The following is an 11,347-nucleotide window of genomic DNA, read 5'->3' on the forward strand; positions in this document are numbered from 1 at the left end:
TAACATCTTTATTCGTTTTTGATATCAAGCCTTAGTCGGCCTGAGTCAGACACAAAAAAGGGGACCCAATAGGGTCCCCCTGTTTCAAGCAATTACTCCTAAAGGCTCAATGCCTCCAGGCTGCTTCGGGTCAGTTCACCGCGCCAGCCGCGCAGCACCACGGGCTCTTTGCCCAGCTGGCCGCCCATGCGCCACTTCAGATACTGATGCACCAGTTTCTTGGAGGCCATCAACTCGGCAGCCACCTCATGCTGCTCACACACCTGGGTCAGGGTTTTACGCACCAGCTTGGCCGCGTCTCTGAACTCGGGCTCGGCAGAAAGGGGATCCACCGGCTCCGGCGGATTATCGATATCCGCCCCGGCTACCGCCTTCAAAATGGCCTTACCGTGACGCTGAACGTCGCGCTCAGTCAGGCAATCCAGTTGGTTCAGGTAGTTGATGCTCCTTGGTGCCCGCTTGGACAGGGTCAGCAGCGCCGCATCCTTGATGACGAAGTTCAGTGCCAGGTCGCGCTTTTGCGCCACGCTCAGACGCCAGGCCGCCAGGGACTTGAGGATCGCCAGTTGCTCAGGGCGAAGCTGGTAGGCATTTTTCACCTTGAGGTAGGCAGTGTCCGGATCCACCGGCTCCAACCGGCCCTCGGTCAGACGCTCCCCCTCCTCCATCAGCCAGTCGTGACGACCGGCGTCGGCGATCTCCTCCTTCATGGTGTGGTAGATCTTCAGCAGGTAAAGCACGTCAGCCGCGGCATACTCCAGTTGGGTATCACGCAGAGGCCGGGCCAGCCAGTTGGTGCGCGCCTCTCCCTTGTCCAAGGCCAGGCCCAGGTAGGCTTCCACCATCTTGCCGTAGCCCATGGGCGCACCCTTGTTAAGCAGCACGCCCGCCACCTGGGTGTCAAACAACGGCCTCGGCTGCACGCCGCCCTGCTGCGCAAAGATCTCCAGGTCTTCGCTGCAGGAGTGCAGCACCTTGACCACGGCTTCGTTTTCCAACAGGCGCCAGAACGGCCCCAGATCGTCGATGGTCAGCGGGTCCACCAGTGCCAGGGTGGTGCCGTCATAGATCTGAATCAGTCCCAATTGGGCGTAGAGGGTGCGGGTCCGGACAAACTCGGTGTCCAGGGCCACCGCTTGCGCCCGGCTGGCCTGCTCACACAGCTGCGCCAAACCTTCATCAGTGTCGATCCACTGCCAGTTCAGTTCACTCATGCGTTGCTGGCCTCTTTCATCTGCTCTTCCCGCAGTTCACGGCGCAGGATCTTGCCCACATTGGTCTTGGGCAGATCATCGCGGAACTCCACCAGCTTGGGCACCTTGTACCCGGTGAGGGACTTGCGGCAGTGAGCGATCAGTTCCTTATCGGTCAGGGAGGGATCCTTGGCCACCACGAAGATTTTCACCAACTCGCCGGACACCTCGTGAGGCACGCCCACCGCGGCCACTTCCAGCACCTTGGGATGACTGGCCACTACATCTTCCACCTCGTTGGGGAACACATTAAAGCCGGACACCAGGATCATGTCTTTCTTGCGATCGACAATGTAGAACTGGCCCTTGTCATCCATGTAGCCGATGTCGCCGGTAAACAACCAGCCATCGTCAGTCAGCACCTTGTCGGTCTCTTCCGGACGTTGCCAATACCCCTTCATCACCTGAGGGCCTCGTACCTGCAACTCGCCGGTCTCTCCGGGAGCAACAGGGTTGCCGTCATCATCGACGGCGCGCATCTCGGTGGAGGGAATGGGCAGACCAATGGCGCCGGTGTACTCTTTCTGATCATAGGTGCCGGCAGCGGCCACCGGGGAGCACTCGGTGAGACCGTAACCCTCAATCAGGGGTTGCCCGGTTACCTCCTGCCAGCGCTCGGCCACGGCGCGCTGCACCGCCATGCCACCGCCGATGGTGATCTTGAACTGGCTGAAATCCAGGCCACAGAACGCGTCCTGATTGAGCATGGCATTGAACAGGGTGTTGACCCCGGTCAGCACGGTGAAGGGGTACTTCTTCAGCTCGCCCAGGAAGGCGGGCATATCTCTGGGGTTGGTGATCAGCAGGTTCTGGCCACCCAGCTTGAAGAACAGCAGCAGGTTTACCGTGTTGGCGAACACATGGTAGAGCGGCAGCGGCGTCACCACCATCTCCGACCCCTCCTCCAGCACCGGGCCAAAGTAGGCCTCCGCCTGCAGCATGTTGGAGATAAGAGACTTGTGGGTCAGCATCGCCCCTTTGGCCACGCCTGTGGTGCCACCGGTGTACTGCAGTACCGCAATGTCATCCAGGTCCACCTTGGGCTTGATGTATTGCAGGCGACGGCCCACTGTCAGCGCCTTGCGCATGGACACCGCATAGGGCAGATGGTACTTGGGCACCATCTTCTTCACGTACTTCACCACGAAGTTGACCAGGGTGCGCTTGGGCGCAGACAGGTGGTCACCAATCTTGGTCAGAATGACGTGCTCCACCGGGGTGTCGTCGACAATTTGCTGCAGGCTCTGACCAAAGTTGGTCACCAGCACAATCGCCTTGGCCTCGGCATCACACAACTGATGCTTCAACTCTCTGGGGGTGTAGAGAGGGTTGACGTTCACCGCCACCATGCCGGCACGCAGCACACCCAGCAGGGCCACCGGGTACTGCAGCAGGTTGGGCATCATGATGGCGACACGATCCCCCTTCTGCAGCTTCAATTCATTCTGCAGGTAGGCGGCAAAGGCGCGGCTCTGCTCTTCGACGCGACGATAGGTAAGTACCGCGCCCATATTGATGAACGCCACCTGGTCGGCGTAGGTGTGACAGCTCTGCTCAAACAAGTCGAGCAGGTTACGGTACTGTTCGGGATGAATCTCCGCCGGAACACCGGCGGGATAGCTGTTAAGCCATGCCTTGTCCACACTGTTCTCCTTTACTGGAACAGGACTTCTAATGGCCCAATGATACCGCCATATGCGGCGAAACCTAACCTAAGTTGGTGTGTTCGCTGCTTTTTACGCCAATAAAACCGTCAATCAGCTCCGCCAGGGCCTCCGGGGACTCCATATGGCAATGATGGCCGCCAGCAATGGACTCGAGCTGAGGCTGATTCAGCCATTGATGACGCGCTGCCGAGATCTCCCTGAGCCCCTCAAACCCGTCTTCACCCAGCACCACCAGGGTGTCGGCCTGAAGATCCGACATCAGTTGCTCTCCCTGTGCGTCAGTCATCATCCAGGGGGAACGGGTGCGCAGCCTGGGGTCCGAGCGCCAGTGCCACAAGCCGTCGCGCTGCTGCAGGTTTCGCTCCAGCAGCAGCCGGGCCAGAGCGTCATCCAGCCCCCCCGCCGCGGCCCGGGCACTCACCAGGGGCGCCAGGTCCGGATACCCTCTGGGCTTAAACCCTTTATCCCGGCTGGCAAAGCCTGCACGCATCCGCTCCAGGCTCTCATCCGGCTTGGCGGTCAATGGCCCCATCGCCTCGAGGATCGCCAGTTTGGACACCCGCTCCGGGTAGAGCGAGGCAAACAGCCCCCCGAGAATGCCGCCCATGGAGTGGCCCAGCAGCAGCGCCGGCGGCTCCGGCAGCTGTGGCCACAACTGGTGCAGATCATAGAGGTAGTCGAGAAAATGGTAGTAGTTGCCCTGGGGCCTATGGTCCGAATGGCCGTGACCGGGAAGCTCCAGCGCCAGTAGCCGGTAGCCCCGCTCGGTCAAAACGGGGGCCAGGGGGGCGAAGCTGTGGGCATTGTCCATCCAGCCGTGCAGCGCCAGAATCAGCGGGCCCTGCGGTGGGCCCCACTCCAGTGCCGCCAGTGACAGGGTGTCGAGGTGGAAGCGTCGCTCCCGGCCAGGCTCTTGGGTCACATTAGATCTCCGGCTTGTAGAACTTCAGGGTCATGCGATCGGACTCGCCGATGGCCAGGTATTTCTCCTTGTCCTTCTCCTTAAGGCGCAACGAAGGCGGCAGGGTCCACACCCCACGCTCATAGTCCTTGGTGTCCTTGGGGTTGGCATTGACCTCACTCTTGGCCGCCAGCTTAAAGCCCACCTTTTCGGCCAGGGCAATCATTTGGGCCTCATCCATATAACCCGATTCCGCCGGCATGCCCGGGTTGGCCCGGTGCTCCACCACTCCAAACACCCCACCCGGGGTCAGTACCTCAAACGCGGCCTGAAACACCGGCTCCAGAGAGTCGGCCATGGCCCAGTTGTGCAGGTTTCTGAAGGTCAGCACCATATCCACGCTGGCCTCTACCCCCAAACTGGTCTTGGCCGGCGGGTCGAAGGTCACCACCTCCACCTTGCTGTAAAGCTCAGGCTCAGCGGCCAACTTGGTCTCATAGCGCTTACCGGCGTTGGCCCGATAACGGGTACGGGGGGTGTCTTCGGCAGGGTTGGTGTCGAAGCTGGCGGCGATAAACTTGCCCTTGTCTTTCAGGTAGGGCGCCGGGATTTCACTGTACCAGCCACCACCGGGCCACAGCTCAATCACCCGCATGTGAGGATGCAAACCGAAGAAATCCAGGGTCTCGGCGGGATGCCGGTACTGATTGCGCTCGATATTGGCCTGGCTACGGTGTTCGCCATTGGCCCATTGATTCAGGGTGCTCTGGTTGTCGCTGCTTCCCGCCAGGGCAGGCAGGCTCATCAGGGTCAGGGCAGACGCCAGCAACATGGTTCTCATGGTTCCCTCCTAAGACTCGGATTTTAGGTAAAGTCTATAACCTATCGCGGCAGTCGGAGATTGCAATGGTGTTGCGGCCAGGAAGATGTCACAAAAGATGGCAGCGGGGCTAAAGCTGTGGGGATTAAACGTAGAGATCGACGCCCATCATCGACTGCAACTCCTGGCGCAGCCCCTGATTGGCGGTTTCCATGTAGGCAGAGATGGCCCGGGAGTCAGGGTGATCCTGGGTCAGGCGGGTTCGGCCGGCAGCAAACGCCTGCCAGCCCTGGGGATCGCTGGGCACCACCAGCTCGGCGGTCTTGACCGCCGGCTCAGCCTCTTTGGCTTTCTCCGGGCTGCCCTTGCTCTGCGGTTTCGCCGGCAATGGGGCCTGGGTGGATAATCCAACTTGATGGATCATGGTGGTGTCGCTCTCCCTTGTACCAATAGTATTAGCTAGGTGGCCTATCTAATAATTTTGGTATCACTTACCCGGCATCTTTTTCCAGGCAACATTGTCTCTCAAATACACTGGCTCTACCTGCTCCAGAGGCTGGGCGCCGCCGTTGCGATAGAGTTCCAGTGCCAGAGGCACCATCATCTTAGCACTGGGCAGACGATGATCGCCACTGACACTCAGGCGGCCATTAACCAGCAGCTCTGGGTAGGTCTCAAATCCTGTCCCCACGGCCACCAGTCCCTCACCCTGCATCAGCTCCAGGGCCAGCAGTTCATCGGGGGCGATCACCAGCTCCTGCCCCACCAGGGTGGCCAGGCCATCGCGGCTCTCGTAGCGTCCCACATACACCTCGCCCATGCGGGCGTCGATGGCGGCTATTACTGTGCTGGCACCGGCATCGATGGCGCCTTGAGCCATGGCCGCCAGGTTGGAGATGGGCAGTACCGGCAGCTCCGCCCCCAGGGCCAGCCCCTGCATCATGGCGGTGCCGATGCGGATACCGGTGAAGCTACCTGGACCGCGGCCAAAGCCGATGGCGTCCAGCTGGGCCAGGGTCACGCCCCCCTCTGCCAGCAGTTGCTCCACAAAAGGCAGGATCTTCTGGCTGTGCTCCCGGGGAGCCTCTTCACACAGGTCAATCACCCGATCACCGAGTACCAGGGCCGCCGAGCAGTTCTCGGTGGCGGTATCGATGATTAAAATCTTTTCAGACATCAAACTTCTCTTAATCGTGCTAGAGCCTTGTCCAGCCCGCGGGTCCGCGTCATCGGAGGCAGGCTGCGTATAAACTGTTCGCCATAGGGGCGCTGAACCAGTCTGGGGTCGCAGATCACCAGCACCCCCTGGTCCTGTTCGCTGCGAATCAATCGGCCGACACCCTGCTTCAGGGCGAGGATCGCCTGAGGCAATTGCACCATGGCAAAGGGATCCTGACCACTGCGTTCACAGGCGGTCAGCCTGGCCTGGGTCAGGGGGTCGTCCGGAGAGACGAAAGGCAGCTTGTCGATCATAACACAACAGAGCGCACGGCCTCTAACGTCCACCCCCTCCCAGAACGCCGCGGTACCCAGCAGCACCGCGTTGCCGTAGGCATGATAGCGGCTCAGCAGCTGCCGCTTGGAGTCCATCCCCTGCACCAGCAATGGCCGGCTCTGGCGGTGACTGAGCAGCTCCCCGACCCGGTACATCATCTGGTAACTGGTGAACAGCAGGAAGGTGCGCCCGTCCGCCGCCTCAATCAGCTTGGAGGCGATCTCGGCCAGATGCTCCGCCACATTGGCCTCATGGGGCAGAGGAAGGTGCCTAGGGACACACATCAGCGCCTGGCTGGCGTAATCGAAGGGGCTGTCCAGTATCAGTGAGTCGGCCTTCTCCAGGGCCATCTGCCGGCTGAAGTAACCGAAGTCCCCTCCCACCTGCAAAGTGGCCGAAGTAAAGGCCCAGGCGCAGTGGTAACTGTTATAGAGCGCCTTGAGCTCATCCCGCACCGACATGGGACTGGAGACCAGGCCAAAGCCTCGCTCCCGCCGCTCCAGCCGGTAGATGCGCTTGGCATCCGGGCTGCCAAAGTGCTCCAGCAACCCCATCAGCCGGGCACTGCGCTCGAAGCATTGGTCACCCAGCTCATCCCGTCCCAGGTGGTAGCCCAGTTCGGTTTTCAGTAAGCCCAGGGAGCGGGTCAACCCCTGCCAAGCGCCAGACACCGCCTCAAACCCCAGCTGTGCCTGCCAGGCCGGTTCGCCGTTGGCCTGAATCGCCTCGGTCAGCTCATCGGCCCACTGGCTGAGCTCGTCGGCCCGGGTCTCCAGGGATTTGCAGTCCTTCAGGGTCTTATACACCCGGCGCACGTCCCTGCCCAAGTAGTGAAAGCTGGAGGCGGAGAGGCGCTCACCGTAGCGGGTCAGGGCGATGTCCGGCAGTTGATGGGCCTCATCAAAGATGATCCAGTTCAGCTCAGGCAGGAGCTCACCAAAGCCTTGCTCTCTCAGCGCCGAATCGGCGAAGAACAGGTGATGGTTGATCACCACCAGATCCGCCCCCATCGCCTTGGCCCTGGCCTTTTTCAGGAAGCAGCGGTCGAAATCCGGGCAGGCCTTACCCAGACAGTTGTCCTGGGTCGAGGTCACCTTGCGCAGTATGGGGGCGTCCTCCGCCAGGGAGTCCATCTCCGCCATATCCCCGGTGCCGGTGCCATTGGCCCAGCTGCGGATGCGAATCAGCTGATCCATCTCCACCGGGGTCTGGGCCTCCGGGTCCGCCAGCTGCTGAGTCAGGTGATAGAGGCACAGATAGTTGCCCCGCCCCTTAAGCAAAGCCACCTTGATGCCTGAGTCGATCAGCGGCAAAAGTCGGGGAAGATCTTTGAAAAAGAGCTGATCTTGCAGGTTCTTGGTGCCGGTACTGATGGCCACTTTCTTGCCGCTCAGCAGGGCTGGCAGCAGATAGGCAAAGGTCTTGCCGATGCCGGTGCCCGCCTCCGCCACCAGCACCTTGCCCGGAGTGCTGTGCTCCGCCAGCGCATGGGCCAGTTGCTGCTGTTGCGGACGGTAACGAAACTCCTCCAGAGTCTCTGCCAGCAGGCCATCGGCGGCGAACGCCTTTTTGATTTTGCTGGAGAAACGGGACATGGAGCGGCACACAAACATCTAAGGGGCGGCCATTATGACACAGCCTGCCGCCCCTGACAGCGGGGTTATGGATTCATCAGAAAAAAAGCGTAAATTGGTTGTTGCAATTATTTATTCACTGAATTAGCTTAAAAGCACGCCACGTTGAACGTGCACAGAATTTTGTACTGAATCATTAGGAATTCGCACCCATGCTGAAGTTTACCGCCCTACATCACCATCATCATTTCAAGCGGTAGCCTTTGGCATTGTCGCTGGAGGCTGCTGTTTAAACGGCGCCCTCCAGCGGATTCAGAACCTGAACACACAAGAACCCTGGAGCAAGCGCCCAGGGTTTTTTGTTTTATTATCAGGACTGAATCATGACTCAACAACGACTGAGAATCGCCATCCAAAAATCCGGCCGCCTGGCCGATGAATGCCAAACCCTGCTCAAGGGTGCCGGCCTCAAACTCAACCTGCGGGACCAGCGCCTGCTGTCCCACTGCCAGAACCTGCCCATCGACATCCTGCGTGTCCGCGACGATGACATCCCCGGTTTGGTGATGGACGGCGTGGTGGACCTGGGCATCGTCGGCGAGAACGTGCTGGAGGAGGAGCGCCTGGAGCGCGAGGCGATGAGTCGCCCCTGTGAATTCACCACCCTGCGCCGCCTGGACTTCGGCGGCTGCCGCCTCTCCCTGGCGGTGGACAAGGACTTGGCCTGGGACGGCCCCACCACCCTGGCGGGCAAACGCATCGCCACCTCCTACCCCTACCTGCTGGCCAGCTACATGAAGAAGACCGGCGTCCCCTTCAGCGATTGCATGCTCAAGGGCTCGGTAGAGGTGGCGCCCCGCGCCGGCCTGGCCGACGCCATCTGCGATCTGGTGAGCACCGGCGCCACCCTGGAAGCCAACGGCCTGAAGGAGACCGAGGTGATCTTCCGCTCCAAGGCCACCCTGATTCAGACCGCCTCCCCCTTGAGCGCCGCCAACCAGGAGCTGGTGGACAAACTGCTGACCCGCATCAACGGCGTCATCCAGGCCCGGGAGAGCAAATACATCATGCTGCACGCCCCCAAGGCAACCCTGGATGAAGTGGTGGCCCTGCTGCCCGGCGCCGAGAACCCCACCATCCTGCCCCTGGCCCAGGACAGCGAGCGGGTGGCCCTGCACGCGGTCAGCTCCGAAACCCTGTTCTGGGAAACCATGGAACAGCTTAAGGCCCTGGGTGCCAGCTCCATCCTGGTGCTGCCCATTGAGAAGATGCTGGGTTAAGAGGTTAGAGATGAAAGTACTCAACTGGAACCAGCTGTGCGACACCGAACAGACTCTGGCCCTGGCCCGGGCGGATCAGGTGCAAAGCGCCGACCTCACCCAGGCGGTGGCGGGCATTCTCGACCAGGTCCGCCGCGGTGGCGACAACGCCCTGCTTGAGCTGAGCGAGAAGTTCGACGGAGGCCGCCCCGACGCCCTGGCCTACGACAACGAGGAACTGGGCCGCCGTGGCCAACGCATCGATGCCAGCCTCAAGGTCGCCATCGACGCCGCCATCGACAACCTGACTGCCTTCCACGACGCTCAGCAGTTCCAGCCGGTACGAGTGGAAACCCAGCCCGGCGTCGTCTGCGAACTGCGCAGCGAAGCCATTGAGCGGGTGGGCCTCTATGTTCCCGGCGGCAGTGCCCCCCTGGTCTCCTCGGTGTTGATGCAGGCCCTGCCCGCCAAGCTGGCTGGCTGCGACGTGCGGGTGATGACCACTCCGCCTCCGGTGAGCGACGCCATCTGCTACGCCGCCTGGCGCTGCGGGGTGCAGCAGTTGATCCCCATCGGCGGCGCCCAGGCCATCGCCGCCCTCGCCTTTGGCACCGAGACCGTGCCCAAGGTGGACAAGATCTTCGGCCCGGGCAACCGCTTCGTCACCGAAGCCAAGACCCAGGCCAGCCAGAGTGGCACCGCCATCGACATGCCCGCCGGCCCCTCCGAGGTGCTGGTGATCGCCGATGACGACGCCAACCCCGAATTCGTGGCCGCCGACCTGCTCTCCCAGGCAGAGCACGGCGAGGACAGTCAGGCGATGCTGGTGTGTCTCAGCGACAGCTTTGCCGACAAGGTCAACGCCGCCCTGGTCAGTCAGCTCACCACATTGAGCCGTAAGGAGATCGCCGCCGCCGCCCTGTCACAGAGCCGCGCCCTGGTGGTACAGAGCCTGGCACAGGCCTGTGAGGTCTCCAACGCCTATGGCCCTGAGCACCTTATTGTGCAGACCAAAGCCCCCAGAGAATTGCTGGGCACACTGCGCGCCGCTGGCTCCATCTTCCTCGGGCCCTGGTCTCCGGAGTCTGTGGGCGACTACGCCAGTGGCACCAACCACGTGTTGCCCACCTATGGCGCCTCCCGCAGTGCGTCGAGTCTGTCTCTGGCGGACTTCTGCCGTCGCTATACGGTGCAGGAGCTAAGCCGCGACGGCCTCAAGGGACTGGCCCCCACGGTGATAGCCCTGGCCGACGCCGAAGGCCTGGATGCCCACGCCAAGGCAGTGTCCCTACGCATGGCGCAACTGGATTAAGAATAAGGAGAGCAATAATGAACCTGGCCGAACGCCTCTGTCGCCCCGAACTGAGGGAACTCGTTCCCTACGCCTCCGCCCGCCGCAGCATGAGTGGTGGCGATGTCTGGCTCAATGCCAACGAGAGCCCCTGGCGTAACGCCAATGTGGCGGACGTCAACCGCTATCCGGACTGTCAGCCACCTGAGCTGCGCGCCGCCTACGCTGGCTATGCCGGCGTGCGTCCAGAGCAGCTGTTGATCACCCGCGGCGCCGACGAAGGGATTGAACTGCTGATCCGCACCTTCTGTGTGCCCGGTCAGGACAAGGTGGTCAGCCTGGCCCCCAGCTACGGCATGTACGGCATCAGCGCCCTCACCTGCGGCGTCGAGTATCAGGCGGTGCCCTGGGAGGAGGGCTATCAGTTGCCATTGGCGCTGACCGAGGCGGGCCGGGGTGCCAAGCTGGTGTTCGTCTGCAACCCCAACAACCCCACCGGCAGCCTGGTGCCGCGCGAGGATCTGCTGGCCCTGGCGGACGCCCTGCCAGATACCCTGGTGGTGGTGGATGAAGCCTACATTGAGTTCTGCGCCGACCAGAGCCTGGCAGACGCCATTGGCGGTTGCCCCAACCTGGTGGTGCTGCGCACCCTCTCCAAGGCGTTTGCCCTGGCCGGCGCCCGCTGCGGCTTCCTGCTGGCAGGCAAAGAGATCATCACCATGCTGGAGAAGGTGATCGCCCCCTACCCGGTACCCAAGCCCGTGGCCGACCTGGCCCTGGAGACTCTGAGCGACTTTGGCATCCGCCGCATGCAGAGCCAGGTGGCTCAGCTCAATGCCCGCCGCAGCGCCCTGGTGACCGCCCTCAGCACACTGACGTATGTCGATCAGGTGCTGGAGTCCGCCGCTAACTTTGTTCTGTTTAAGGCCGATGGCGCCGACGACCTCTTTAAAACCCTACAAACTCAGGGGATACTGATTCGAGCCTACGGCGCCCTGCCCGGCTGGCTCAGAATCAGCATCGGCAGCGATTCCGAAATGGAGCTGCTCACCAACGCCCTGACCGCTTTTCAACAGGATGCATAACC

General features: G+C 61.7%; 10 protein-coding genes. 3 read left to right on the forward strand and 7 right to left on the reverse strand.

The annotated features are described in order from the left end of the window. Positions 1-98: 98 nt before the first annotated feature. The 7 genes from rnd to yoaA form a co-directional block, all read right to left on the reverse strand. Positions 99-1,214: a ribonuclease D gene (gene rnd, locus QUE41_RS12905; protein ID WP_286339434.1), complete on the reverse strand. Its 1,116-nt coding sequence runs from the start codon at positions 1,212-1,214 to the stop codon at positions 99-101. Further along, positions 1,211-2,896, reverse strand: a complete 1,686-nt coding sequence (gene fadD, locus QUE41_RS12910) for a long-chain-fatty-acid--CoA ligase FadD (protein ID WP_286339435.1) — start codon at positions 2,894-2,896, stop codon at positions 1,211-1,213. The genes rnd and fadD overlap by 4 nt, the downstream gene beginning before the upstream one ends. A gap of 64 nt (positions 2,897-2,960) precedes the next feature. Then, positions 2,961-3,842, reverse strand: a complete 882-nt coding sequence (locus tag QUE41_RS12915; protein ID WP_286339436.1) for an alpha/beta fold hydrolase — start codon at positions 3,840-3,842, stop codon at positions 2,961-2,963. Between the two features lies 1 nt (position 3,843). Then, positions 3,844-4,662, reverse strand: a complete 819-nt coding sequence (locus tag QUE41_RS12920; protein ID WP_286339437.1) for a class I SAM-dependent methyltransferase — start codon at positions 4,660-4,662, stop codon at positions 3,844-3,846. Positions 4,663-4,786: 124 nt separating this feature from the next. Beyond that, positions 4,787-5,065 (reverse strand): hypothetical protein, encoded by a 279-nt coding sequence (locus QUE41_RS12925; protein WP_286339438.1) that lies wholly within the window; start codon positions 5,063-5,065, stop codon positions 4,787-4,789. A gap of 63 nt (positions 5,066-5,128) precedes the next feature. Continuing rightward, entirely contained in the window at positions 5,129-5,818 is a 690-nt protein-coding gene (gene tsaB, locus QUE41_RS12930; RefSeq protein ID WP_286339439.1) for a tRNA (adenosine(37)-N6)-threonylcarbamoyltransferase complex dimerization subunit type 1 TsaB, read from the reverse strand. Further along, positions 5,818-7,731 (reverse strand): DNA repair helicase YoaA, encoded by a 1,914-nt coding sequence (gene yoaA, locus QUE41_RS12935; RefSeq protein ID WP_286339440.1) that lies wholly within the window; start codon positions 7,729-7,731, stop codon positions 5,818-5,820. The genes tsaB and yoaA overlap by 1 nt, the downstream gene beginning before the upstream one ends. A gap of 359 nt (positions 7,732-8,090) precedes the next feature. Here yoaA and hisG point away from each other — a divergent pair, with 359 nt between their 5' ends. The 3 genes from hisG to hisC are packed head-to-tail and all read left to right on the forward strand — an operon-like array spanning position 8,091 to position 11,345. Next, positions 8,091-8,990 (forward strand): ATP phosphoribosyltransferase, encoded by a 900-nt coding sequence (gene hisG, locus QUE41_RS12940; protein WP_502876025.1) that lies wholly within the window; start codon positions 8,091-8,093, stop codon positions 8,988-8,990. A gap of 10 nt (positions 8,991-9,000) precedes the next feature. Next, entirely contained in the window at positions 9,001-10,281 is a 1,281-nt protein-coding gene (gene hisD, locus QUE41_RS12945) for a histidinol dehydrogenase (protein ID WP_286339442.1), read from the forward strand. A gap of 17 nt (positions 10,282-10,298) precedes the next feature. After that, positions 10,299-11,345 (forward strand): histidinol-phosphate transaminase, encoded by a 1,047-nt coding sequence (gene hisC / locus QUE41_RS12950; RefSeq protein WP_286339443.1) that lies wholly within the window; start codon positions 10,299-10,301, stop codon positions 11,343-11,345. Positions 11,346-11,347 lie beyond the last annotated feature (2 nt).

This window comes from Ferrimonas sp. YFM, from assembly GCF_030296015.1.
In the GTDB taxonomy this organism is placed as follows: Bacteria; Pseudomonadota; Gammaproteobacteria; order Enterobacterales; family Shewanellaceae; genus Ferrimonas.

Bases quoted from the DNA above. Each gene is read 5' to 3' on its own strand.
- rnd (WP_286339434.1), bottom strand. From the start codon at position 1,214: ATGAGTGAACTGAACTGGCAGTGGATCGACACTGATGAAGGTTTGGCG.
- QUE41_RS12920 (WP_286339437.1), bottom strand. From the start codon at position 4,662: ATGAGAACCATGTTGCTGGCGTCTGCCCTGACCCTGATGAGCCTGCCT.
- QUE41_RS12925 (WP_286339438.1), bottom strand. From the start codon at position 5,065: ATGATCCATCAAGTTGGATTATCCACCCAGGCCCCATTGCCGGCGAAA.
- tsaB (WP_286339439.1), bottom strand. From the start codon at position 5,818: ATGTCTGAAAAGATTTTAATCATCGATACCGCCACCGAGAACTGCTCG.
- yoaA (WP_286339440.1), bottom strand. From the start codon at position 7,731: ATGTCCCGTTTCTCCAGCAAAATCAAAAAGGCGTTCGCCGCCGATGGC.
- hisD (WP_286339442.1), top strand. From the start codon at position 9,001: ATGAAAGTACTCAACTGGAACCAGCTGTGCGACACCGAACAGACTCTG.
- hisC (WP_286339443.1), top strand. From the start codon at position 10,299: ATGAACCTGGCCGAACGCCTCTGTCGCCCCGAACTGAGGGAACTCGTT.